Genomic DNA, 22,188 nt, shown 5'->3' on the forward strand with positions numbered 1-22,188 from the left:
ACTACGACAAAAGACGGTGATTTTATCACGCGCTCGGAGCTACATTGGGTTATTGGCCGATATAACAATAGCCCAACCGTACACAATGTCACAAAATCAATCGATTTTAACCGGTGGTGACGATTTTGGGGTGCTGTGATAAGGTTCGCCGCATGCGCTTCAACTCTTCCAACATTTCCCTCAAGCGGCCAACGGCGGTAGGCGCCACCGACTTCCTGCGCCGCCACGACCGCATGGCCGCCCTGCTGCCGGCCGTCGAGCGCATGGCGCGCCTGCAAAAAGACTGCGCCCAGTGCCTGCCCACCATGTTCAAGCACTGCGAAATCCTGGCGTTTGAGGACGGCCAGCTGCTGCTGTCGCTGCCGACCACGGCGCTGGCGGCCAAGCTCAAGCAACAGTTGCCGAAATTACAAGATACGCTGGCCCAGCGCGGCTGGCAGGTGCACAGCGTGAAATTGAAGGTGCAAATGGCCAAGCCGGCCGAGATCAAGGAAAAGATGCGGGCGCTGGAGTTGCCCGGCGCGGCAGTGGAGGCCTTTGACCAGCTCAGCGCCGCGCTGGAGGCAACGCCGCAGAACAGCGCGCTGATCGACGCGGTGAAGGCCATGGTGGCCCGCCGCCGCGCCGGTGGCGGCTAAGGCTAGCCGTTAAGTTAGCGCCCACTCGCGCGCCATCTGGCGCACATACGATTGCGGCGCGGCGTCATTGCTGTCAAACGTCACGATTTCATAGGCATCCGGGTGCTTGAGCAGTTCCAGCAGCAGCTGGTTGTTCAGCGCGTGGCCGGACTTGTGCGCTTCGTAGCTGGCCAGCAGCGGGTGGCCGACCAGGTACAGGTCGCCGATCGCGTCGAGAATCTTGTGGCGCACGAACTCGTCTTCGTAGCGCAGGCCGTCCGAATTCAGGATGCGGTACTCGTCCATCACAATCGCGTTTTCCAGCGAGCCGCCACGGGCCAGGCCGATACCACGCAGCATTTCCACGTCCTGCATGAAGCCGAAGGTGCGGGCGCGGGCCACGTCGTGCACGTAGGAGACATCGCCAAAATCGACGTGGGCGCGCTGCTGCGTGCCGTCCACCGCCGGGTGGTTGAATTCGATGAAGAAGTCGAGCTTGAAGCCGTCGTGCGGCAGCAGGCGCGCCCATTTTTCCTTCTCGCCCGTGCCTTCGCGGATTTCGACCGGCTTTAGCACGCGGATGAATTTCTTGGCGGCCGGCTGTTCCAGCACGCCCGCTTGTTGCAACAAGAATACGAAGGACGAGGCCGAACCATCCATGATCGGGATTTCTTCGGCGCTGACTTCAATGTACAGATTGTCAATGCCAAGGCCGGCGCAGGCCGACATCAGGTGCTCGACGGTCGACACGCGCGCGCCTTCCTTGACCAGTACCGAAGCCATGCGGGTATCGCCCACTGCCATGGCGCTGGAGGGGAACTCCACCATGGGATCGAGATCGACGCGGCGGAACACGATGCCGGTATCCGGCGCGGCCGGGCGCAAGGTCAGCTCGACCTTGGTGCCGGAGTGCAATCCGACACCCGTGGTGCGGACCAGTTCTTTGATAGTGCGTTGTTTTAACATCTGACGATTATAACGAACTGTGGTTAAGGGTGCTCGGCTTCAACATGCACGGCCTCGCGCCGTACCAGATAGATGCCGCTGCCGATGATGATGCCGGCGCCGAGCAGGGTGTAACCGTCCGGCAGCACTTGCCATAACAGCCAGTCAATGGCCACGCCCCACGCCAGCGCCGTGTACTCGAACGGTGCCACCACCGAGGCCTTTCCCGAACTGAAAGCGCGGGTGATGGCCAACTGGCCGAAGAAGCCGCTCAGCGCCAAGGCCAGCAGCACCCAGCCATCTTCGGCGCGCACCGGCACCCAGTGCTGAACCGACATCGTCAAGCCGCCTGCCGACATCAGAATCAAATACCAGAACATCATCGATTCATTGCTATCGGTACGCGCCAACACGCGGCTGACGATGGCAGTGGTGGCGTAACACGCAGCCGACGCCAGAATCGCCAAGCCGCCGATCGACAGAAAGCCCGTACCTTCAGGACGCAGCACCACAATCACGCCGATCAGGCCTACCGCGATGGCGACCCACTGGCCCTTGCCGACCTTCTCTTTCAGGACAAACACCGACAGCGCCGTAATCAGCGCCGGCGCGATAAAGAAGATCGAATACGCCTCGGCCAGCGACAGCATGCTAAGGCCAAACGCGAACATGGTCAGCATGCCGACGCCCAGCGCGCTGCGGAACAAATGCATCGGCCAGCGCACGTTAAAGATGCCCTTGAACGCGCCGCGATACAACATGTAAGCGCACAGCAGTGGCAGCGAACTCAGCGCGCGCATAGCGGTTACCTGCGTGGCGGGATAGTGAGCGGATAGCAGCTTCATGGTGGTATCCATGAAGGAGAACATGGCGACGGCAATCAGCATCGCGTAAATGCTGTGCAGATTTTCGTTACGGCTGGACAGGGGAAGCTCCTTGACGAAAAAACGTCATCATGGCGACGTTGGGAGCCAGCATGGCGCGCTGGTCACCATAGTCATCATTATAGCCCGGCTGGCTTACATCAAACTGCGCTGCCCAAAAGCGGCGTACCATGGGTGTCCTCGCAGGAGACGATCATGGGCAAAACCATTACTCTAAAAGTTCAGCAGCTAAACGGGCAATTCGTGGTTTGCATTCCAGAAGATATCGCAGCACAGAAAAAGCTCGCCGCGGGCCAGCTCATCAAACTAAAAATCCTCAGAACGGCGGAAGAGATAGCCCTTGCAGAGGCCGCCGCAAACGCCCCAACACTGGAGCAAATGCTGGCCGATTATGACCCCGACAAATTCGGCGGCGAAGTGATGGCCTATCCCTTGGAAGGGCGGGAGATCATTAAATGAAACGCCAGCAAATCTGGAAGCCGGACCGGCGCGACATAATCTGGATCGATTTCAACCCGCATGTCGGCACCGAGATGAAGGACATTCATCCAATGGTCGTACTTTCGAACAATGCCTTTAATGAGCAGACCGGCCTGGTCATCGGACTGCCCATGACTACCGCCACCTTCAATGAGTCCAATCAATTCGCCGTCAAGACCGTATGGGCTAATGGCACAGTTCGCTACATACTGGCATCGCAGCCGAAATCACTGGACTGGCGAAACCGCCGTGCCCATCCACATCAATTGAAGAAAGTACCCGCCGATGCCTTTGCAATGGCATGTGCAAACCTCAACTACATCATCGCTGTCTGCTAACGACTGGGCGATCAAACTGATCTAGCACGCTTCAGCAGAGCTGACAGACCGCTACCGCCAGAAATCGGACCTTCGAAATCAGCTTATCTTTTTTTCTTGCCGATACATGGATAATGGTCCGAAAGATAAAGTTATATCCCCTAAGCGACGACCAAATATATTCTGTTGCCAATTAGCCGAATAGATCCGGCTCGAAGGATAGCCAAAATTGCTTACAAGATTAGGATCCTTCAGTAAGTCTCCGATCAAATACCAAGCTTGCTGTGTATGGTCTTTTGCACCGTACAGCCAGATCTCGCCAAGTGCAGTCGGCAATCTAAGCTCCGCTGGACGAAGTTCTTTTACATCTCGATTGATGTGAATGGCAACCACTAGATCCTTCGAATCTTTAAGCCTCTCCCCGAGCTTATCTAATATATCTTGGAGTTGAATATTTGGATTGACCTTTGACGGAGGAAATTCTTTTAACTGAACTGGCACCATTCTGGTGACATCGCCGGATTCGAATTTGGCGACAATGTCATAGTCTGAAGACTCGAAAAGTGCGAAGGACACATCTTGGCCGATTCGTGTACTCATACCATGACAAAAAAGAGCAGCTTGACGCCCCTCTAAATAAGGCTTCAATTTGTGAGTACGCAGTGCCGCAGTCTTATACGGCAGGTTGTCTAGTAGCCCGCTTCTCTCAATTCGTCTGAGTCCATCCAGGATAAGTCTGGGCCGGTAGTAAGTGAGCTTAAGCCATTCACGTGGGACTTTTTCATTTCTCATAGCTAGAGTATCGTAGTGTCCGCCTTTGGGCTCATTGATGTTGAATCGGTTGATTGCCTGCTTTTGGCCGTTATCGGCACTTAGCTTCTACATCTTGGACGAAGCTAGGAAATTCTGTCCTTGCGTCGCGTAACACCTCTGCGGCTTTGCGGGCGGGCACCGAATTCTTCAGCGCAAACCTTTCTAATTCGGGCTGTGGCACGCGCGCAGATTCGGGAAATGACGTCGCTTCGCAAGGCCCCATTCCATCAGCAAGAAGCCAAAGGTAATCGTAGAAATTGCGAGCCAGGACTGCGGTTTCACCTTCGGAGCCCATGAACACTATCGGCTGTGCTAACAAATCTGACGTGTTCCGCACGGTCCAAAACGCGACATAACCACCGGTGCCGTCTTGTCCAAAGACTCGGAATTTGGATGCATCAGCATCAGAATTGCCAGTCCAAGCCCTAAACCAGTGTGACGTCTCATCGACTGAGAGAAATACATCATACGGTTCAAAGTCGATGCCATCACCGTCGGCGTAGTCATATGGCAGCTGATTAACCTGGCTCAGCAGTTCTGGCAATGAATTCTTCTCACTTAACGACATGCTTTTCCAATTTAACCTAGGGCTTTCGAAAGGGCAGCTACTGGCCGTATGCCGGCGTCAAAGCTGCACGCTTACTCATATATCTTGCCGCAGTAAAGGAACACAGCGAACTTCTTCCATGGTGATGCTGCTGAGAGCCCCTGGCTAGCTCCGAATCCAGAATCATCAGCCCAGCTGCCAGCAGCTTCTAAAAAGTCTTCAATTGAATCATTTTCCCAAGTCTTGCCATCAGCGCGCCGGTCGTGTGCGAGGGCTTGGACAAACGCCAAGAATGTGGCCTCATCAGTTACCACTTCAAGTTTTTCGTGCAACTGCATATCTGTTTCCAAGATAATTTGAGGCCGTCCGCTTTTGGCCGATGTCAGCCTTTAATGTTCACTTCGTCAGAAAGACGCCTCATTTTTGAACACTGTGAGAATGCCATGTTCTCCAATTCGCTCGAAATCTTTCTCATAATAAGATCTTGCCCATTCTATAAACTGTTCGGCGTTCATCTGAATCATGTCAAGCAGCCGTGCCGAACCGTCATCAATGTCTTCATGAATTACTGCCTCCCCGGTCTTCCATGATTTACCATCTTCGCTCCAGCAGCAGAAAGTAACATCTTCGTATTCAGCGGCTTCGTCACTTAACAAGGTTAGAAGATTTGAAGGCATACCATCGTAGATTCCTGGCCAAATTCCGTATTCTTCACGTGCGTGAGGGCTAACCTCGGATTCGTGATCGAACCCTTTGATTACTGTTCTCCCATCCCCCCTGAAGAACGCTACAACGTTGTCTCCAGCACCGTTATCGTATTTAGCCATCACAATCCCGTCTGCCCAGTTCGGCTCATACCAGAATGCCCTTAGCCAATCTTTAGAGGTTATCGAGGAGTCGCATTCAGCTGCACATCGCCATGCCTTCTGAAGCTGATCCGGCGAAATTCGAGGAACGTTCATTTATTAAAATTCCAAATATTTTTTTATAATTAAAGGTCTGCTGTTGGCCGAGAACAGTCGTTTAAAACTCTAACTCATCTAGTCGTTTGTGTCAGATTAATCATCAATCACGGCAGCAGGATTACCAGTTTGAGATCATGGCGCTGGGCGAGGTGAAAGGTGATTTGGTTGAAGATCAGCTCACCGGCGCGTGGATGGTGGAAGCGGCGCTGGCCGCCTTCGCGGCTGACAACGTCCTGTGATTGCCACAGTGCGCGGAATTCAGCGCTGTCTTTGCTCAGTTCAGCGATCAGCGCGGCCAGCGGTTGCTGGGCGGCGTGCTTGCCGGTGTCGGCGCGGAACTCTGCGACCAGGCGGCGCGCACGTTCCTCCCAATCGACGATTAGGCCGCGCGCGGCGGGGCTGCGGAACATGAAGCGCAACAGGTTGGGCTTGGCGGGTGCGCTTTCTTCCACGTCGAGCCAGCCGCCGAACAGGGCTAGTGCGTGCTCGTTCCATGCCACTGCGTCCCACTGCCGGTTCAGCATGTAGGCCGGGCCGTCGATGGCGTCGACAATGGCTTGCAGCGATTGGTCCGCGCCGGCCTCGTCCTCGTCATGCTGTGGATCGAGGCGCTCGGCCAAGCTAAACAGGTAAGTGCGCTCGGCGGCGGTGAGATGCAGCACTTCAGCGATGCGCGCCAGCAGCTTGCCGGAAGCCGATACGCCCCTGCCCTGCTCCAGCCACGTCAGCCAGGTCGGGCTGACTTCGCACAGCTGCGCCAGTTCTTCACGCCGCAGACCTGGCGTGCGGCGGCGGCCGATGGATGGCAGGCCGACACTCTGCGGCGTGGTGCGTTCGCGATGAGCGCGGATAAACTCGCCTAGCGTGGTAGTCGTCATACTGGGATAAGTCCTTGTCTTGTTACAGGATAGCGATCCCTCTATTCTGCACTGACTTACCCATCTTGAGGAGAACATCATGCAGCAGCAAGCCGTCGTCGCCCAGCAGTTCGGCAATACCGCCAGCGCTTACCTCACCAGCAGCGTACATGCACAAGGCGCGGATCTGGGCATGCTGCGCGAGATGGCGGCCGTGCTGCCCAAGTGGCCGGTAGTGCTGGACCTCGGCTGCGGGGCGGGCCACGCCAGCTTTGCGGTGGCGCCGGTGGCGGAATCGGTAACGGCGTTTGATTTGTCGCCCGAGATGCTGGCGGTGGTGGCCGGCGCGGCGCGCGAACGTGGACTGGAAAACATCAGCACCCAGCAAGGCAACGTCGCCAGCCTGCCGTTTGCCGACGCCTCCTTCTGCATGGTAGTGACTCGCTTCTCGGCGCATCATTGGCTCGACGTGCCGGCCGCATTGCGCGAAGTGAAGCGCGTGCTGAAGCCGAAAGGCGTGCTGGCCATCATCGACATCACCGCCCCCGAAGCGCCCTTGCACGACACCACCCTGCAAGCAGTCGAACTGCTGCGCGACGGCTCGCACGTGCGCGACTATCGTCCGTCCGAGTGGCAGCAAATGCTGAGCAATGCCGGCTTCCAAAGCGAGCGTGTGAGCGACTGGAAACTGCAAATGCAATTCGACGACTGGACAGCCCGCATGCGCACACCCGCCGAACGAGTAACCGCCATCCGCAGCCTGCTCCGCACCGCCCCCGAAGAAACCCGCCACTACTTCGCCGTGCAAGCCGACGACTCCTTCACCATTGACTCAACCTTGTTCCGCGCTCAGCACGAATTCGGCAATATCTACTAACACAAAGCACTGACCGCACTATTAAGGATAGTTGCGGCTGGTATGGATGACGTTTAGCGCAGTCACGACCGTTGGTGTTTCAATGAATACAACAACGTAGTGTTTATGAACGACTAGCTCAAACGTTCCGGGAACGCGGCCTCGCCTACGAGGAAAATTGGAATCGGCAAGCTGCTCTACTTGATCATCGATGCGATCAAATAGTTGGCTCGCGGCGACGGGGTTGCTGCGTGCGATGAAGCGCTCTATGGCATCCAGATCCGCAAGGTAGCCCGCACTCCGGGCCACCTGCTTCATGACGCACCGCGGCTTACCTTCTTAGCGGCTCGGATCGCAGCCCACTCCTCCGCTGAGAATACGCGGTTGGAGCCATCTTTCAATCCGGTCAATGAAGCTTCGACTTTGCGTGTTACCCATTCATCGTGCGTAGGCAAGCGCAGGTTGGGACGCCACGCCGCAGTATCGACATTGACGTTGGCGATCCCCATCTGCTTCAGCAAAAGCAGGACTTCACCTGGATCACGCCATATCGCAACGCCATCGTCTTGTGCAAGTTGAGTCACACCATCAGCGGTGATGATCCGCACCTCAAACACATCCCCATCGGCAAACAGCGTTACAGAGGATATATCTCCCGAGGCATAAACGCGCTGCAGCTCGGTCATATTCAACAGTTTCATCACGCCTCCTAATCACAGTGTACTAAGACCATGGTAAAGCCGCTACTGAAACAAACTATTGCCGCGGATCAAAATTAGGCTAACGGGTTTGCTTAGCGAAGAATTGCCAGATGATTTCATTGGCGTCGATGCTGGTGGTGGTTTTGCCGATGGGGAGGCCGATGTTGAAGGGATCGGCGCCGGGCCATGTGTGGCCGCCGTCCTGGATGGTCGCCAGTGCGACGCTTTGGCTGCCGTTGCTTTGTTCGCGCAGAGCGACGTCCGCGCCGCCGATGGTGCGGGGATTCGCTTCGGCGGCGTTGATGCCGTTTCGTTTCAGCCAGTAGCGGTAGCTGTCTTCGGCCGATAAGTAGCCGCTTGGCTTGCCGCCATATGCGACTACCTGGTCTGCGGTGCCGTGGATCAGGAGTACGCCAACTTTGCCGGACTTGGTGTGATGCTGTATCACCGGCTCCGGCATCGGCGCACCGATTGAGGCGACGGCAGCAAACAACTGCGGCAATTCTGCGGCAATGCGCAGCGCGAAGAAGCCGCCGCGCGATAGCCCGGTTGCGTACACGCGCTGCTTGTCGATGCGGTAGTCCTGCTGGAGCTTGGTCAGCAGCGCTTCGGCAAAGCCGATATCGTCGCTGCCTTCAAGGTAGGATGTACCGAAACCGACATTCCAATCCTGCTTGATTCCCGATGGGTAGACCACGATGAACTGGTGGCGATCCGCCGCGCGGTTCATCTGGGTGTACAGCATTTGCTCGGCCATGGTCATGCCGCTGCCGTGAAAACTGAAGACGACCGGGAAGGCTTTCTGCGGCTGGCTGTCGTAGGATGCCGGCGTGTAGACGATGTAGCGCCGCTTCTCTTCTTTGTGAACCAGCGATTTCACCTGCGCGAACGCAGGCAGCACTGCACATCCAAGGATCAAGGCAATCAGGAATTTCATGATGTGTACTCGTTGATGATTGAGGAATACACAGCATAAAAAACCGCAGGTGAAATCAAGGTGAAATCTGCGGGGTAATTTCGACGCGATACGCGGCCGTACCGGCGTGGAAGCGGATTTGCCAATGTATCGCGTCAGCGATACGCAGCAGCAGGTTCTGGCCGTGTTGAAAGCCCTGCATAGCCGCTGGATGCGCCGCGTCGACGGTGTTCTCCACCACTAGAACGCCACCAGCAAACGATAGCGATAACTGCGATCCCGGCCCACCATGGAACAGTGCATTGCTCACGCAGTTATTGATCAGCAGCGTGGACAAGTGGCGGTTGCCCACCACCGCCAACCGGTCGGGCAAGTCCATCACCAACGGGGCATCCTCGTGCAGTAGGCTCAGCAAACTATCCTCGATACAGCCGCGCAGGTCGAAAGTCTCGCTGGCGATGTGCTCAGCACGCGCCAATGCGAATAGAACGTTGATGGTGTTGCCCATTTCAACAAGACTGGCCTGCAGCTGTGCGACTCCCGGCTCGGCCAGCGGGCGCGATAAGGTGTTGTGCATGACCGTCAGCGGCGTGCGCAGCTCGTGGCTGATGTCGCGCGTGAAGGCATGCTCGCGCTCCAGCGCTGCGTGCAGCTCGGCCAGCGTGGCGCTGAGCTTTTGCGCGAGGTAGCCGATTTCATCACGCCGTCCCGCAGCGCTGAACGCGGCTGCGCCTTGCGGCGCGAAGCTCCGCACCTCGCGGGCCAGCACCTGCAACGGCGCAACCAAGCGCCGCGACAGCAAGTACGCCAGCAACAGCGCCAACGCGATCAAGCCAAGCGCAATCGCTGTCAGCAAACCGCCAACCTCCTGAAACAGCTTCGACACCACCAGCAACGGCCGCACATCGGCCAGCAGGTAGAGGCGCTGCGCATCCGGCAAATCGAGCGTGCGCAGATGGTAATGTGGCCCGCTGTTGGTTGAAATCTCGGCACGCACGCGGCCCCCACCCACTTGCTCGCGCACCTCCGCAGGCAACGCATCGGCGCTACGGTAGATGCGGATCAGATCATCATTAGGTGAAAGTAGTGTGCCGTGTTGGCTGAAGTACTGCGCCTCCCGCTCCAGCAAGCGGTCTACCAGCATATCTTCCGTCACGTATGAAATAACCAGCGCCAGTCCGGTATAGACGAGACAAATCAGCACCGTGAATCCGGCCAGTGCAACAAACAGGCCATGCCGGATCGAGCTAAACATCGAGCACCAGGCGATAGCCCAACTGAGGAATCGTGACGATCATCTTCGCCGCGCCAAGCAACTCCAACTGCTTGCGCAAGGCGTAGATGTGCGACTTGAGCGCATCGCTATCCGGCGGCTCGGCACCCCACAGCGCATGCATCAAAGAAGAACGCGACACGGCATGCGGGTACGCACTACACATCGCCAGCAAAATTTTAAAACCAGCCTGCGTCACAGCCAGCGGCGCGCCGTCAAGCAGCGCGCGCTTCTCGCGCAGCAACAGTGTCAAGGGACCGACACGCATCTCCTGATCGAGATGCGGTTGCCCGCGCCGCGCCAGCGCCTCGCAGCGCAAGGCCAGCTCGCGCAGATCGAACGGTTTGGTGAGATAGTCATCCGCGCCTTCACTGAAGCCGCGCGCTTTATCTTCAAACGCATCGCGCGCCGTCAGCATCAGCACCGGCACATTGCGCGGCGCGCGCGCTTTGATTGCGCGGCACACTTCCAGGCCATCGATATCAGGCAGATTCAGATCGAGCAGCACTACATCGTAAGCCTCGCGCATCGCCAGCTCGATGGCCAGCGCACCATTGGCAGCATGGTCGGTCTGCCACTTCAAGCCATCCAGGAATTCCACGACTTGGCGTGCGATGGTCGGATGGTCTTCCACCACCAATATGCTGAGCGGGCTACGATTCATGGCGCCTAAAGAAAAACGGCGCCGCAGCGCCGTTTGATGTATTACAGCTGGCCCAGCAGGGTTTCAGCGTTGGAGACTTCGAACTTGCCGCCTTGTTCGATGTTCAGCTGGGTGACCACGCCGTCCACAGCCAGCAGCGAGTAGCGCTGCGAGCGGGTGCCCATACCGAATTTGCTGAAGTCTGCATCCAGACCCAGTGCTTTCGAGTAAGCGGCGTTACCGTCGGCCATCATGCGCACGACGCCGGTAGCTTTCTGGTCGCGGCCCCATGCGCCCATCACGAAGGCGTCGTTGACCGAGATGCACCAGATTTCATCCACGCCCTTGGCTTTCAGCTCAGCTGCCAGCTTGACGTAGCCTGGCACGTGCTGTGCCGAGCAGGTTGGGGTGTAAGCGCCCGGCAGACCGAAGATGGCGATCTTCTTGCCCTTGACCAGGTCTTGCACGTTGAAGGTGTTAGGGCCGAGCGAGCAGCCTTCGGTTTCGGTTTCGATGAATTCGGACAGAGTGCCTTCTGGCAGTTTGTCGCCGATCTTGATGGTCATGGATGACTCCTTATTTATAAATGGAATGTAAAAAAGCCGCACCAAGGTGCGGCTCTTCCCTCGGATAGAACCCGAAGTATGCCTTAATCGGCTTGCTTGCGCAGGAAAGCTGGAATGTCGTAGGTTTCCATGCCGTTTTTCTCCATCGCGCGCACTTGCTCGGATGCCGATTCACGGCGCCATACTGCCGGCGCTTTCATGCCGTCGAAGGCTGGCGATGCACCGCCACCCATGCCGCCGGTTGCGCCCATCGACATGCCTTGCGCAGCAGCCGCACCACCCATCGCAGCCGATGGCATCATCGGGCTGTTGTGGGTGCCGGTGCGCAGCATTTGCTGCGGAACCAGTTGCACATGCTTCTTGGCTTTACCCAGGCCGGTAGCCACCACGGTCACGCGGATGTTGTCGCCCATGTCGTCGTCGTACGCAATACCTTGCGCGATCGACGCATCTGGTGCGGCGAACGCGCGCACAGCGGCCATGACTTCCTTGATCTCTTTACCTTTCAGGCCGCGCGATGCGGTGACGTTCACCAGCACGCCGCGGGCGCCCGACAGGTCGACACCGTCCAGCAGCGGCGAAGCCACGGCTTGTTCAGCAGCAATGCGTGCGCGATCCACGCCGGAAGCGGTAGCGGTGCCCATCATGGCTTTGCCTTGCTCGCCCATGATGGTCTTGACGTCGTTGAAGTCGACGTTGATGTGGCCTGGCACGTTGATGATCTCGGCGATACCGGCAACGGCGTTGTTCAGCACATCGTCAGCGTGTTGCAGCCATTCGATCAGCGATTCGTCTTCGTAGATCTCTTCCAGCTTTTCGTTCAGGATCACGATCAGCGAGTCGACGTTGGCCGACAGCTGTTCCAGACCTTCGTCGGCGATGTCCATGCACTTCTGGCCTTCGTGCGAGAACGGCTTCGAAACCACGGCCACGGTCAGCGCGCCCAGCGACTTCGCTACTTCCGCGACGATCGGTGCGGCGCCGGTGCCGGTGCCGCCGCCCATGCCGGCAGCGATGAAGACCATGTGCGCGCCGCGCAGCGAGTCTTCGATGCGCTGGCGCGAATCTTCCGCCAGCTTGCGGCCGACGTCAGGCTTCATCCCTGCGCCCAAACCGGTGTCGCCGATCTGGATGATGTTATCGGCCTTGGAAGTCGACAGCGCTTGCGCGTCGGTGTTCGCGGCGATGAACTCCACGCCGGACATGCCTTTGTTGATCATGTGCTGCACCGCATTGCCACCCGCACCGCCGACGCCAACGACCTTGATGACGGTACCCAAAGCTGCGTTATCGACCATATCGAACTCCATGATGTACTCCCTATCAGAATGCGGTTTTCAAGCGCCAGTCCTCATAATTGTAGGAGAACTGGAGATTGAAAACTGCGGTTTAATATAAAAAATTGAGATCTTTCGTACTGCCTCAGAAATTCCCGAGGAACCATTCCTTCATACGCTGCCAAACTGCCTTAACCGATCCATCCTGCCGCGTGACGATATGGCCACGCAGGTACTGCTTTTTCGCTTCCAACAGCAGGCCAAGCACGGTCGCGTAGCGCGGGCTGCGCACCACGTCGGCCAGCTGGCCACGGTAATCCGGCGTCCCCAAACGCGCCGGCTTGAGGAAAATGTCTTCCGCCATTTCGACCATGCCAGGCATGATTGCGGTGCCGCCGGTGAGCACGATGCCCGACGACAGCACGCCTTCGTAACCCGATTCGCGCACCACCTGGTGCACCATCGCGAACAGCTCTTCCACACGCGGCTCAATCACGGCGGCCAGCGCCTGGCGCGACAGATTGCGCGGGCCGCGGTCGCCCAGGCCCGGCACTTCCAGCGATTCGCCCGGATCGGCCAGCACTTGCTTGGCCACGCCGTAGCGGATCTTGATCTCTTCCGCTTCCGTGGTCGGGGTGCGCAGCGCCATCGCGATGTCGTTGGTGATCTGGTCGCCGGCAATCGGAATCACAGCGGTGTGACGGATTGCGCCGTCGGAGAACACTGCCACGTCGGTGGTGCCGCCGCCGATATCGATCAGCACTACGCCCAATTCTTTTTCGTCGCCGGTCAGCACCGCATCGGCGGACGCCATCGGCTGCAAAATCAGGTCAGACACTTCAAGGCCGCAACGGCGCACGCACTTGACGATGTTCTGTACCGCAGACACCGCGCCGGTCACGATGTGTACTTTCACTTCCAGACGAATGCCGCTCATGCCGATCGGCTCGCGCACATCTTCCTGGCTGTCGACGATGAACTCTTGCGGCACCGTATGCAGCAGCTGCTGGTCGGTCGGAATGTTAACCGCCTTTGCCGTTTCAATGACGCGCGCTACGTCGGTCGCCGTCACTTCTTTATCTTTGATCGCCACCATGCCGCTCGAGTTGAAGCTGCGGATATGGCTGCCCGCGATGCCGGCATAGACATTGCGGATCTTGCAGTCGGCCATCAGCTCCGCTTCTTCCAGCGCGCGCTGGATCGATTCCACGGTCGCTTCGATGTTGACCACCACGCCCTTCTTCAGGCCCTTGGACTCGTGCTGGCCCAGGCCGATCACTTCGTGGCGTCCATCGCCCATCACTTCGGCCACCACGGCCACCACCTTGGAGGTGCCGATATCGAGGCCGACGATCAGGTTTTTCGCGTCTTTAGTCATTTCTCTTTGCCTGCTTTACGGTTTTTTCACTAACGATTTTGGTTTCGCGCCTTCTGCCGGAATCTTCAATCCCTTCGCACTAAGCGCCAAGCCGTTCTGGTACCGCATGTCTATCGTTTCAATATTCGGCAGGTGCTCCACCAGTTGCGGATAAATTCCGATCAGGCGATCCACCCTTTCCTTCAACGTGGTGCTGGTCTGTTCCCGTCCCAGCGCCACGCTCATTCCATTATTCAGCTTCACCGTCCACGCATAGCGGCTGGACAGCGACAGCGTTTCCGGCACCAGCTTGAGCGGCGCAAACCACGCGCGCAGCTCACCGTAACGCGACAACACTTCCTTCTCGCTGCCTTCCGGCCCTTCAAACTCCGGCAGCGCGTGATCCTCTTCCGCTTCGGCCAGGTTGGCGGTGAACACATCGCCCTTGGTCGACAACAGCCGTCCGTCCTCGCCCCACGTGCCCAGCGCTTCATGCTCTTCCAGCGCCACAATCAGCTGGTCGGGCCATTCGCGCCGCACGGTTGCGCGGCGTACCCAGGGCACCGACTCAAACGCCTGGCGCACCGCGTCCAGGTTGGTGGTGAAGAAGTTGCCCTTGATACGGCCCAACGCGTTATTACGCAGCGTCAGGTGATTCACATGCTTCAGTTCTTCGTCACTGCTAATCGTTTCAATACGAATCGTGCGCAGGTTGAACATCGGACGCTGCGACACCCACCACACGCCGGACGCTATGCATGCCAACACGGTCAGCGCAAACAGGCCGCTGGCGGTTGCATTCAAAGCCTTCGCGTCATGCCACATCTACCACTCAGCCCTTCATCTTCAAACGCGCGCTGCGCAGGATTTCCACGCACAGGTCTTCATAGCTAATGCCTTCCGCGCGCGCCGCCATCGGCACCAGCGAGTGGCCGGTCATGCCCGGCGAGGTATTCACCTCCAGCAGGAACGGCTTTTGATCGCGTTCGCGCAGCAGCACGTCAACGCGTCCCCAGCCCTCGCAACCGAGCGCGCGGTAAGCTTCCACGGCGATGCGCTGCATCTCTGCGGTCAGCGCGTCCGGCAGCGCGGCTGGGCAGAAGTACTTGGTGTCGTCGGTGAAGTACTTGTTCTGGTAGTCGTAATTGCCTTCCGGCGCCACGATCTCCACGATAGGCAGCGCGCGTGCTTGTGCGCCGCTGCCCAGGATGGCGACGGTGAATTCCCGGCCGGTGACAAATTCTTCCGCCAGCACCGAGTCGTCCAGCGCGGCGGCTTTGTCGTACGCGGCCTGGAATTCAGCGGCCTCGGTCACCTTGGTGATGCCGATGGTCGAACCTTCATGCGGCGGCTTCACGATCAGCGGCAGGCCCAGATCAGCAGCGGTTGCGGCCAGATCGGATTGCGCGTTCAACACCGCGTAGCGCGGCGTCGGCAATCCTTGGTGCAGCCACACGATCTTTGTAGTGATCTTGTCCATGCCTACCGAGCTGGCGGTCACGCCGCTGCCAGTGTATGGAATGCCCAGCAGTTCCAGCGCGCCTTGCAGGCTGCCGTCTTCGCCGAAACGGCCGTGCAGCGCGATGAACACGCGGTCGAATTTTTCCGCGGCCAGTTCGGCCAGCGAGCGTTGGCCCGGATCGAAAGCGTGAGCGTCGATGCCTTTGCTTTGCAACGCGGCCAGCACGCCGGAGCCGGACATATTGGATATTTCACGTTCCGCAGAACGGCCGCCGAACAGCACGCCGACCTTGCCGAACGATTTTGCGTCTTGTGGATTAACGATGGTACTCACGATTCAGACCTTTGGATAATTAGTCAGTTTGGCTGGGACGCCGCTGATCGAGCCTGCGCCCATGGTCATCACAACGTCGCCGTCGCGTACCACGCCCATGATGGTTTCCGGCATATCGCCGATCGCCTCAACAAAAATTGGTTCGGTCTTGCCGCGTGCGCGCAGCGCATGCGCCAGCGCGCGGCCGTCGGCGGCGACAATCGGCGCTTCGCCGGCGGCGTACACCTCGCCCAGCACCAGCACGTCCGGCGTGCCCAGCACCTTGACGAAATCTTCGAACAGGTCGCGCGTGCGGCTGAAGCGGTGCGGCTGGAACGCCAGCACCAGGCGGCGGCCCGGATAAGCGGCGCGCGCTGCGGCCATGGTCACTTCCATTTCCAGCGGATGGTGGCCGAAGTCGTCGACCAGCGTGAACGTACCACCGCCCGGAATGGCGACGTCGCCATACTTGGTGAAGCGGCGGCCCACGCCCGCAAAGCCTGCGAGGCCCGCTTGCGTTGCGCTGTCTTCAATGCCGATCTCGCGGGCGATGGCCACGGCGGAGCAGGCATTCTGCACGTTGTGCAGGCCTGGCTGGTTCAGCACCACGTCCAGGTCTGGATAGCCTTCCTGCTTGACGGTGAAGTGCATTTCCACGCCAACGGCACGCGCGTTCACGGCGCGCACTTCGGCGTCTTCGGCGAAACCGTAGGTGGTGACTGGCTTGGTTACGTGCGGCAGGATCGAGCGTACATGCGGATCGTCGATGCACAGCATGGCGCGGCCGTAGAACGGCAGGCGGTGCGTGAAGTGGACAAAGGCCTGCTTGAGCTTTTCGAAATCGTGCTCGTAGGTTTCCATGTGATCGGCGTCGATATTGGTAATGACTTCGATCATCGGCGTCAGGTTCAGGAACGAGGCGTCCGACTCGTCGGCTTCGGCGACGAGGTATTCACCGGTGCCCAGCTTGGCGTTGGCGCCGGCTGCGGTCAGACGGCCGCCAATCACGAAGGTCGGATCGAGGCCACCCTGTGCCAGCACCGACGCCACCAGGCTGGTGGTAGTGGTCTTGCCGTGCGTGCCGGCGATGGCGATGCCGCGCTTCAGGCGCATCAACTCGCCCAGCATCACTGCGCGCGGGACGATAGGAATTTTACGGCTGCGTGCCGCTACTACTTCAGGGTTGTCCTGCTGTACAGCGGTCGAGGTCACGACGGCATCGGCGTTGCCGATGTTGGATTCCGCGTGGCCTTGATACACAGTCGCGCCCATATCGGCCAGGCGCTGGGTCACAGCGTTGCTGCCCAAGTCCGAGCCGGACACGGAGTAGCCCAGCGTGAGCAGCACTTCTGCAATGCCGCTCATGCCGCTACCGCCGATGCCGACGAAGTGTATGTTCTGTACTTTATGCTTCATGCTAAATCTTCCAATACTTTTGCGATCGCGTCGTTTGCGTCACGTTTGCCGACTTCACGCGCTGCGTTGGCCATGGCCAGGCAGGACGCGCGGGTCAGCGTTTCCAACAGCGCAGCAACGGATTGCGCGCTTAATTCCGTCTGCGGCATGTGAATCGCCGCTTTTTGTTTCGCCATCCACTGCGCGTTGTCGCGCTGGTGGCTGGTGGTAGATGCCATGAACGGCACCAGCACGCTGGCCACGCCAGCTGCCGTCAGTTCGGAAACGGTAATGGCGCCGGCGCGGCAGATCACCACGTCCGCATTGCTGTAGGCGGTGGCCATGTCGTCGATGAAGTCGACCACATTGGCCGTCACGCCGGCCTGCTGATACGCCGCGCGCAGCGCATCGATATTCTTTTTGCCCGACTGGTGGGTCACCAGGGGACGCTGTGCCTCAGGGATCAGCGCCAACGCCGCAGGCAGCGCATCGTTCAGCGCTTTCGCACCGAGGCTGCCGCCCACTACCAGAATACGCAGCGGGCCTTCGCGGCCTTCAAAGCGTTGGGCCGGCGATGCCATGTCCAGAATCTCCTTGCGCACCGGATTGCCGGTGACGACTGCCTTGCCCGCAGCATTGCCGAAGTTGGCAGGGAAGCCAAAGCACACGCGCGAAGCCGCAGGCACCAGCGTTTTGTTCGACAGCAGCAGCGCCGCATCGGCATTCACCAGCACCAGCGGCGTGCCGCGCAGGCGCGCCATCAAACCGCCCGGCACAGTCACATAACCGCCCATGCCCATCACCACGTCCGGCTTGCGGCTGCCGATAAAGCTGAAGCAGTCGGCAAACGCCTTCACCATCTTGAACGCGCCGCTCACCGTATGCTTCAGGCCTTTGCCGCGCATGCCGGTGAAGTTGATGCTATCCATCGCGATGCCGCTCTTAGGCACCAAGTCCTGTTCCATGCCGGCGGACGTACCCAGCCAGCTCACTTCCCAGCCGCGCGCACGCATGGTTTGCGCGATCGCCAGGCCTGGGAAAATATGACCGCCCGTACCGGCCGCCATAATCATTAATCGTTTCATAGTCTGCCACCACGCATCAGAACCCGGTTCTCGTAATCGATCCTGAGCAGAATCGCGAGTCCGATGCAGTTAATTACAACGCCCGTGCCGCCATAGCTCATCAGCGGCAGGGTCAAGCCCTTGGTTGGCAGTAAGCCCAGGTTTACACCCATGTTAATAAACGTCTGCACGCCGATCCAGATGCCGATGCCCTTGGCCGTCAGGCCGGCGAAGGTCTGATCGATGGCGATGGCCTGGCGGCCGATATCGAAAGCGCGCTTGATAATCCAGTAGAACATCGCGATCACCACCAGCACGCCGGCCAGGCCGAGTTCTTCGCCGATCACCGCCAGCAGGAAGTCGGTATGCGCTTCCGGCAGGTAGTGCAGTTTTTCCACGCTGCCGCCCAGCCCAACGCCAAAAAGCTCGCCGCGCCCGAAAGCGATCAGCGAGTGGGTCAGCTGGTAGGCCTTGTTCAATGCGTTGTCCTCTTCCCACGGATTGAGGTACGCGAAATAACGCTCGCGGCGGAATTTCGACAGCGCGATGATGGAGCCGAAGATCACCACCAGCACCGCGCCGATGCCGCCGAACCAGATCGCGTTGATCCCGCCCAGGAACAGGATGCCCATCGCGATGCAGACGATCACGCCGAAGGCGCCGAGATCCGGCTCCAGCAGCAGCAACAGGCCGACGAAACCAACCGCCGCCGCCATCGGCATAAAGCCCTTGGTCAGCTTGTGCATATACTGCTGCTTGCGCACGGTGTAGTCGGCGGCGTACAGCACGGCCACGACTTTCATCAGTTCCGAGGGCTGCACGTTGAATACCTTGAGCGACAGCCAGCGGCGGCCGCCGTTGACCACCACGCCGACGCCGGGAATCAGCACCAGCACCAGCAGCACCAAGGTGCCGATAAACAGGTACGGCGCCGCCTTCTGCAAATCGGCGACGCGGATGCGGAATACGAACAAGCCCACCACCAGCGAAACAGCGATGAACATCATCTGGCGTTGCAGGAAGTAGGTGTTCTGCCAGCGCACATAGTTGGCGAACTTCGGCGAATCCGGCAGCGAGATCGAGGCCGAATACACCATCACCATCCCGAGCAGCATGAGCAGCAGCGTGACCCAGACCAGCGGCTGGTCATACTCCATCATCTTCGACTGCCGCGCGCGACTCTCCATCGGCGTTTCAGCCGACTTGGAGCCAAAGCGGAACGGCAGCTGGAAGGCCATTAGATCTCCTGTCCCGCGTCGAGGGCGATGTCGCGCACGGTGTCGATGAACACCTGGGCGCGATGCGCGTAGTTCTTGAACATGTCCATGCTGGCGCACGCGGGCGACAGCAGCACGGCGTCGCCGGCTTGCGCCAGTTCGCTCGCGCGCTTGACCGCTTGCGGCAGGTCGGTGCCGCAGTCTTCCAGTTCGTACGCCAACACCACGCCCTGCTCGCGCGCGGCCGATTCCAGCGCGGCGCGGATTTGCGGGGCGTCGCGGCCGATCAGCAATGCGGCGCGGGCATAGCGGGCGACTGGTTCGGCCAGCGGCGCGAAGTCCTGTCCCTTGCCGTCGCCGCCGAGGATGACGACCAGGCGCTGGTTTTCGCCGGTGAAGGCTTTGCCGAGGCCATTCAATGCGGCCACGGTAGCGCCGACGTTGGTGCCTTTGCTGTCGTCGTAATATTCGACGTCGTTGATGGCGCTGACCAGTTCAACGCGGTGCGGCTGGCCGCGATATTCGCGCAAGCCATGCAGCAGCGGCGCCAGTGGCAGGTCGATGGCGCGGCACAGCGCCAGCGCGGCCAATGCGTTGGCGGCATTGTGCACGCCGCGAATTTGCAGTGCGTCGGCAGGCATCAGGTTCTTGACGATGCACTCGACCGGTGGCGGTGGTGGATCGTTCTTTTTGCGTTTCTTCGGTTCGCCCTCTTCTTCCGCCGGGATGGCGGTGGCGAGCCACAGCACGCCGCGTTCGTTGTTCAGGCCAAGGTCGTCGCGCAGCGTTGGCGCGTCGGTGCCGAAGGTGACATTATGGCCGGTGGCGCTGGCCATGCGCATGGTGGTGGCGTCATCGCGGTTCAACACGCGCACAGTGTTGGCAGCGAAGATGCGGTGCTTGGCGGCAGCGTAGGATGGCATGTCGCCGTGCCAGTCCAGGTGATCCTGCGTGACGTTCAACACGGTCGCCGCGTCGGCTTCCAGCGTGAAGGTGGTCTGCAGCTGGAAAGATGAGAGTTCGAGTACCCAGACTTCCGGCAGCGTTTCTTTATCGAGCACTTCGCGCAGCACGTCCAACGCCGCTGGGCTGATGTTGCCGGCCACGCGTACAGTTTTGCCAGCGCGTTCGCACAGTTGGCCGACCAGCGTGGTCACCGTGGTCTTGCCGTTGGTGCCGGTGATGGCGATGATCTTCGGCTCGTAGCTGTGCGATGCTTTCAGCGATTCCAGCGCCTGCGCGAACAACTCGATCTCGCCCCACACTTCAATGCCAGCGGCCATGGCGGCAGGATTAATCTCTGCCAGCTCGCGGTTCGGCGCCAGGCCAGGGCTGACGGCCACAAAGTCCACGCCTTCCAGCAGCGATGCGCCGAAGGGGCCGGCGACGAATTCCGCTTCCGGCAGCGCTTCTTTCAGCGCAGGCAAACGATCCGGCGACTCGCGCGTATCGGCCACGCGCACGCGCGCGCCGCTGCGGGCGAGCCATAGCGCCATCGCCAGGCCGGATTCACCCAGCCCGAGTACCAGTGCGTTTTTGCCTTCGTAAATCATCAGCGCAGTTTCAACGTCGAGAGTCCAACCAGTACCAAGATCATCGTGATAATCCAGAAGCGCACGACGACTTGGGTCTCTTTCCAGCCTTTTTGTTCAAAGTGGTGGTGCAGCGGCGCCATCAGGAACACGCGGCGGCCGGTGCCATAGCGCTTCTTGGTGTATTTGAACCAGCCCACCTGAATCATCACCGACACCGTCTCCGCAACGAAGATGCCGCCCATGATGAACAACACAATCTCTTGACGCACAATCACCGCAATAGTTCCCAACGCACCGCCCAGCGCCAACGCGCCGACGTCGCCCATGAACACTTGCGCCGGATGGGTGTTAAACCACAAGAACGCCAAGCCCGCGCCAGCCAGCGCGCCGCAGAAGATAATCAATTCGCCCGCGCCAGGAATGTGCGGAATGAACAAATACTTCGAATACGTCGAGCTACCGGTCAGGTAAGCGAACAGGCCCAGTGCCGAGCCGACCATAATCGTCGGCATAATCGCCAGACCATCCAAGCCGTCAGTGAAGTTAACGGCGTTGGACGAGCCGACGATGACACAGTAGGTCAGCGCGATGAAGCCCCACACGCCCAGCGGGTAGCTGATGGTTTTAAAGAACGGCACAATCAAGTCAGCCTTCGGCGGCAGATCCATTTCAAAGCCGGAACGCACCCACGCGAAGAACAGTTCGAATACTTGCGCGGTGCTGGTGGCCGACACCGAGAAAGCCAGGTACAGCGCAGCGGCGATACCAACCAGCGACTGCCAGAAATACTTCTCGCGCGAGCGCATGCCTTCCGGGTCTTGATACACCACCTTGCGGTAGTCATCCACCCAGCCCACTGCGCCGAAGCCCAGCGTGACGATCAGCACCGGCCAGATCAAGCGGTTCGACAGGTCGCACCACAGCAGCGTAGCAATCGCGATCGACAGCAGAATCAGCACGCCGCCCATGGTTGGGGTGCCGTGTTTTTTCAAGTGCGTTTGCGGGCCATCGGTACGCACGGCCTGGCCGTACTTCATCGCGGTCAGTTTGCGGATCACGAACGGGCCGGCGGCCAGGCCGATAAACAGCGCCGTCGCGGTAGCAAACACCGCGCGGAAAGTGATGAAGTTGAAGACGCGGAGTATCCCGACGTCCTGCTGGAAAAATTGTGCGAGCCAGAGCAGCATGA

At 59.3% G+C, this 22,188-nt stretch carries 26 protein-coding genes; 4 read left to right on the plus strand and 22 right to left on the minus strand.

Annotated elements, in window-relative coordinates; all coding sequences use genetic code 11:
* Nucleotides 1–152: 152 nt before the first annotated feature.
* On the plus strand, nucleotides 153–638 hold the full coding sequence (locus tag GTP45_RS03240; protein ID WP_161012424.1) for a DciA family protein: 486 nt from the start codon (nucleotides 153–155) through the stop codon (nucleotides 636–638).
* Nucleotides 639–647: 9 nt separating this feature from the next.
* Here the strand turns inward: GTP45_RS03240 and lpxC are convergent, their stop codons facing one another.
* A complete protein-coding gene (gene lpxC, locus GTP45_RS03245; protein WP_161012425.1) occupies nucleotides 648–1,583 on the minus strand; it encodes a UDP-3-O-acyl-N-acetylglucosamine deacetylase in 936 nt (311 codons plus the stop codon).
* Nucleotides 1,584–1,606: 23 nt separating this feature from the next.
* Complete coding sequence (locus GTP45_RS03250; protein WP_161012426.1) at nucleotides 1,607–2,449, minus strand: DMT family transporter; 843 nt, start codon at nucleotides 2,447–2,449, stop codon at nucleotides 1,607–1,609.
* Nucleotides 2,450–2,641: 192 nt separating this feature from the next.
* Here GTP45_RS03250 and GTP45_RS03255 point away from each other — a divergent pair, with 192 nt between their 5' ends.
* Both GTP45_RS03255 and GTP45_RS03260 read left to right on the plus strand, forming a co-directional pair.
* On the plus strand, nucleotides 2,642–2,905 hold the full coding sequence (locus GTP45_RS03255) for a hypothetical protein (RefSeq protein ID WP_161012427.1): 264 nt from the start codon (nucleotides 2,642–2,644) through the stop codon (nucleotides 2,903–2,905).
* On the plus strand, nucleotides 2,902–3,264 hold the full coding sequence (locus tag GTP45_RS03260) for a type II toxin-antitoxin system PemK/MazF family toxin (RefSeq protein WP_161012428.1): 363 nt from the start codon (nucleotides 2,902–2,904) through the stop codon (nucleotides 3,262–3,264). Before GTP45_RS03255 ends, GTP45_RS03260 begins: the two co-directional genes overlap by 4 nt.
* A 78-nt stretch (nucleotides 3,265–3,342) precedes the next feature.
* On the opposite strand, the gene GTP45_RS03265 is transcribed toward GTP45_RS03260, so the two are convergent.
* The 5 genes from GTP45_RS03265 to GTP45_RS03285 form a co-directional block, all read right to left on the minus strand.
* A complete protein-coding gene (locus GTP45_RS03265; protein WP_161012429.1) occupies nucleotides 3,343–4,035 on the minus strand; it encodes a hypothetical protein in 693 nt (230 codons plus the stop codon).
* Nucleotides 4,036–4,105: 70 nt separating this feature from the next.
* Nucleotides 4,106–4,600, minus strand: coding sequence for a hypothetical protein (locus GTP45_RS03270; protein WP_217363285.1), 495 nt, complete (start codon nucleotides 4,598–4,600; stop codon nucleotides 4,106–4,108).
* A 95-nt stretch (nucleotides 4,601–4,695) separates the two neighbouring features.
* The gene (locus GTP45_RS03275) at nucleotides 4,696–4,941 is read right to left on the minus strand and encodes a DUF7660 family protein (RefSeq protein ID WP_161012431.1); all 246 of its coding nucleotides are present in this window, start codon (nucleotides 4,939–4,941) and stop codon (nucleotides 4,696–4,698) included.
* 66 nt (nucleotides 4,942–5,007) lie between these two features.
* A complete protein-coding gene (locus GTP45_RS03280) occupies nucleotides 5,008–5,565 on the minus strand; it encodes a hypothetical protein (RefSeq protein ID WP_161012432.1) in 558 nt (185 codons plus the stop codon).
* Nucleotides 5,566–5,672: 107 nt separating this feature from the next.
* Nucleotides 5,673–6,446: a helix-turn-helix transcriptional regulator gene (locus GTP45_RS03285; RefSeq protein WP_161012433.1), complete on the minus strand. Its 774-nt coding sequence runs from the start codon at nucleotides 6,444–6,446 to the stop codon at nucleotides 5,673–5,675.
* Between the two features lie 79 nt (nucleotides 6,447–6,525).
* Here GTP45_RS03285 and GTP45_RS03290 point away from each other — a divergent pair, with 79 nt between their 5' ends.
* Complete coding sequence (locus GTP45_RS03290; protein ID WP_161012434.1) at nucleotides 6,526–7,302, plus strand: class I SAM-dependent methyltransferase; 777 nt, start codon at nucleotides 6,526–6,528, stop codon at nucleotides 7,300–7,302.
* Between the two features lie 21 nt (nucleotides 7,303–7,323).
* Here GTP45_RS03290 and GTP45_RS03295 read toward each other — a convergent pair whose 3' ends face one another.
* From GTP45_RS03295 to mraY, 15 genes are all read right to left on the minus strand, one after another.
* On the minus strand, nucleotides 7,324–7,599 hold the full coding sequence (locus GTP45_RS03295) for a type II toxin-antitoxin system RelE/ParE family toxin (protein WP_161012435.1): 276 nt from the start codon (nucleotides 7,597–7,599) through the stop codon (nucleotides 7,324–7,326).
* Complete coding sequence (locus GTP45_RS03300; protein ID WP_161012436.1) at nucleotides 7,596–7,982, minus strand: hypothetical protein; 387 nt, start codon at nucleotides 7,980–7,982, stop codon at nucleotides 7,596–7,598. Before GTP45_RS03300 ends, GTP45_RS03295 begins: the two co-directional genes overlap by 4 nt.
* Before the next feature lie 79 nt (nucleotides 7,983–8,061).
* Nucleotides 8,062–8,919 carry an extracellular catalytic domain type 1 short-chain-length polyhydroxyalkanoate depolymerase gene (locus GTP45_RS03305; protein WP_161012437.1) on the minus strand — a complete coding sequence of 286 codons (858 nt, stop codon included), beginning with the start codon at nucleotides 8,917–8,919 and terminating at the stop codon, nucleotides 8,062–8,064.
* A gap of 55 nt (nucleotides 8,920–8,974) precedes the next feature.
* Nucleotides 8,975–10,153, minus strand: coding sequence for a sensor histidine kinase (locus GTP45_RS03310; RefSeq protein ID WP_161012438.1), 1,179 nt, complete (start codon nucleotides 10,151–10,153; stop codon nucleotides 8,975–8,977).
* Nucleotides 10,146–10,835 carry a response regulator transcription factor gene (locus GTP45_RS03315; RefSeq protein WP_161012439.1) on the minus strand — a complete coding sequence of 230 codons (690 nt, stop codon included), beginning with the start codon at nucleotides 10,833–10,835 and terminating at the stop codon, nucleotides 10,146–10,148. The genes GTP45_RS03310 and GTP45_RS03315 overlap by 8 nt, the downstream gene beginning before the upstream one ends.
* 41 nt (nucleotides 10,836–10,876) lie before the next feature.
* On the minus strand, nucleotides 10,877–11,380 hold the full coding sequence (locus tag GTP45_RS03320) for a peroxiredoxin (RefSeq protein WP_161012440.1): 504 nt from the start codon (nucleotides 11,378–11,380) through the stop codon (nucleotides 10,877–10,879).
* 83 nt (nucleotides 11,381–11,463) lie between these two features.
* The gene (gene ftsZ / locus GTP45_RS03325) at nucleotides 11,464–12,690 is read right to left on the minus strand and encodes a cell division protein FtsZ (protein ID WP_161012441.1); all 1,227 of its coding nucleotides are present in this window, start codon (nucleotides 12,688–12,690) and stop codon (nucleotides 11,464–11,466) included.
* Between the two features lie 112 nt (nucleotides 12,691–12,802).
* Nucleotides 12,803–14,035, minus strand: a complete 1,233-nt coding sequence (gene ftsA / locus GTP45_RS03330; RefSeq protein ID WP_092278992.1) for a cell division protein FtsA — start codon at nucleotides 14,033–14,035, stop codon at nucleotides 12,803–12,805.
* A gap of 15 nt (nucleotides 14,036–14,050) precedes the next feature.
* Entirely contained in the window at nucleotides 14,051–14,839 is a 789-nt protein-coding gene (locus GTP45_RS03335) for a cell division protein FtsQ/DivIB (protein ID WP_161012442.1), read from the minus strand.
* Nucleotides 14,840–14,846: 7 nt separating this feature from the next.
* Nucleotides 14,847–15,809: a D-alanine--D-alanine ligase gene (locus GTP45_RS03340; RefSeq protein WP_371874406.1), complete on the minus strand. Its 963-nt coding sequence runs from the start codon at nucleotides 15,807–15,809 to the stop codon at nucleotides 14,847–14,849.
* Between the two features lie 3 nt (nucleotides 15,810–15,812).
* A complete protein-coding gene (gene murC / locus GTP45_RS03345) occupies nucleotides 15,813–17,204 on the minus strand; it encodes a UDP-N-acetylmuramate--L-alanine ligase (RefSeq protein WP_161012443.1) in 1,392 nt (463 codons plus the stop codon).
* The gene (gene murG, locus GTP45_RS03350) at nucleotides 17,201–18,268 is read right to left on the minus strand and encodes an undecaprenyldiphospho-muramoylpentapeptide beta-N-acetylglucosaminyltransferase (protein WP_161012444.1); all 1,068 of its coding nucleotides are present in this window, start codon (nucleotides 18,266–18,268) and stop codon (nucleotides 17,201–17,203) included. The genes murC and murG overlap by 4 nt, the downstream gene beginning before the upstream one ends.
* Nucleotides 18,265–19,485, minus strand: a complete 1,221-nt coding sequence (ftsW, locus tag GTP45_RS03355) for a putative lipid II flippase FtsW (RefSeq protein WP_161012445.1) — start codon at nucleotides 19,483–19,485, stop codon at nucleotides 18,265–18,267. Before ftsW ends, murG begins: the two co-directional genes overlap by 4 nt.
* Entirely contained in the window at nucleotides 19,485–21,017 is a 1,533-nt protein-coding gene (gene murD, locus GTP45_RS03360) for a UDP-N-acetylmuramoyl-L-alanine--D-glutamate ligase (protein WP_161012446.1), read from the minus strand. The genes ftsW and murD overlap by 1 nt, the downstream gene beginning before the upstream one ends.
* Entirely contained in the window at nucleotides 21,017–22,186 is a 1,170-nt protein-coding gene (gene mraY, locus GTP45_RS03365; protein ID WP_161012447.1) for a phospho-N-acetylmuramoyl-pentapeptide-transferase, read from the minus strand. The genes murD and mraY overlap by 1 nt, the downstream gene beginning before the upstream one ends.
* Nucleotides 22,187–22,188: the final 2 nt, after the last annotated feature.

The sequence above is a fragment of the Duganella rivi genome, assembly GCF_009857435.1.
Taxonomy (GTDB): Bacteria; Pseudomonadota; Gammaproteobacteria; order Burkholderiales; family Burkholderiaceae_D; genus Rugamonas; species Rugamonas rivi.

Excerpts from the sequence above, each read along its gene's own strand:
- GTP45_RS03280 (WP_161012432.1), bottom strand. The coding sequence starts at position 5,565 with ATGAACGTTCCTCGAATTTCGCCGGATCAGCTTCAGAAGGCATGGCGA.
- GTP45_RS03250 (WP_161012426.1), bottom strand. The coding sequence starts at position 2,449 with ATGCTGATTGCCGTCGCCATGTTCTCCTTCATGGATACCACCATGAAG.
- GTP45_RS03335 (WP_161012442.1), bottom strand. The coding sequence starts at position 14,839 with ATGTGGCATGACGCGAAGGCTTTGAATGCAACCGCCAGCGGCCTGTTT.
- ftsA (WP_092278992.1), bottom strand. The coding sequence starts at position 14,035 with ATGACTAAAGACGCGAAAAACCTGATCGTCGGCCTCGATATCGGCACC.
- GTP45_RS03240 (WP_161012424.1), top strand. The coding sequence starts at position 153 with ATGCGCTTCAACTCTTCCAACATTTCCCTCAAGCGGCCAACGGCGGTA.
- GTP45_RS03290 (WP_161012434.1), top strand. The coding sequence starts at position 6,526 with ATGCAGCAGCAAGCCGTCGTCGCCCAGCAGTTCGGCAATACCGCCAGC.
- GTP45_RS03285 (WP_161012433.1), bottom strand. The coding sequence starts at position 6,446 with ATGACGACTACCACGCTAGGCGAGTTTATCCGCGCTCATCGCGAACGC.
- GTP45_RS03310 (WP_161012438.1), bottom strand. The coding sequence starts at position 10,153 with ATGTTTAGCTCGATCCGGCATGGCCTGTTTGTTGCACTGGCCGGATTC.
- murD (WP_161012446.1), bottom strand. The coding sequence starts at position 21,017 with ATGATTTACGAAGGCAAAAACGCACTGGTACTCGGGCTGGGTGAATCC.
- GTP45_RS03315 (WP_161012439.1), bottom strand. The coding sequence starts at position 10,835 with ATGAATCGTAGCCCGCTCAGCATATTGGTGGTGGAAGACCATCCGACC.
- lpxC (WP_161012425.1), bottom strand. The coding sequence starts at position 1,583 with ATGTTAAAACAACGCACTATCAAAGAACTGGTCCGCACCACGGGTGTC.
- GTP45_RS03255 (WP_161012427.1), top strand. The coding sequence starts at position 2,642 with ATGGGCAAAACCATTACTCTAAAAGTTCAGCAGCTAAACGGGCAATTC.
- GTP45_RS03305 (WP_161012437.1), bottom strand. The coding sequence starts at position 8,919 with ATGAAATTCCTGATTGCCTTGATCCTTGGATGTGCAGTGCTGCCTGCG.
- GTP45_RS03275 (WP_161012431.1), bottom strand. The coding sequence starts at position 4,941 with ATGCAGTTGCACGAAAAACTTGAAGTGGTAACTGATGAGGCCACATTC.
- GTP45_RS03295 (WP_161012435.1), bottom strand. The coding sequence starts at position 7,599 with ATGAAGCAGGTGGCCCGGAGTGCGGGCTACCTTGCGGATCTGGATGCC.
- GTP45_RS03260 (WP_161012428.1), top strand. The coding sequence starts at position 2,902 with ATGAAACGCCAGCAAATCTGGAAGCCGGACCGGCGCGACATAATCTGG.
- ftsZ (WP_161012441.1), bottom strand. The coding sequence starts at position 12,690 with ATGGAGTTCGATATGGTCGATAACGCAGCTTTGGGTACCGTCATCAAG.
- murC (WP_161012443.1), bottom strand. The coding sequence starts at position 17,204 with ATGAAGCATAAAGTACAGAACATACACTTCGTCGGCATCGGCGGTAGC.
- GTP45_RS03265 (WP_161012429.1), bottom strand. The coding sequence starts at position 4,035 with ATGAGAAATGAAAAAGTCCCACGTGAATGGCTTAAGCTCACTTACTAC.
- ftsW (WP_161012445.1), bottom strand. The coding sequence starts at position 19,485 with ATGGCCTTCCAGCTGCCGTTCCGCTTTGGCTCCAAGTCGGCTGAAACG.
- GTP45_RS03300 (WP_161012436.1), bottom strand. The coding sequence starts at position 7,982 with ATGAAACTGTTGAATATGACCGAGCTGCAGCGCGTTTATGCCTCGGGA.
- mraY (WP_161012447.1), bottom strand. The coding sequence starts at position 22,186 with ATGCTGCTCTGGCTCGCACAATTTTTCCAGCAGGACGTCGGGATACTC.
- murG (WP_161012444.1), bottom strand. The coding sequence starts at position 18,268 with ATGAAACGATTAATGATTATGGCGGCCGGTACGGGCGGTCATATTTTC.
- GTP45_RS03320 (WP_161012440.1), bottom strand. The coding sequence starts at position 11,380 with ATGACCATCAAGATCGGCGACAAACTGCCAGAAGGCACTCTGTCCGAA.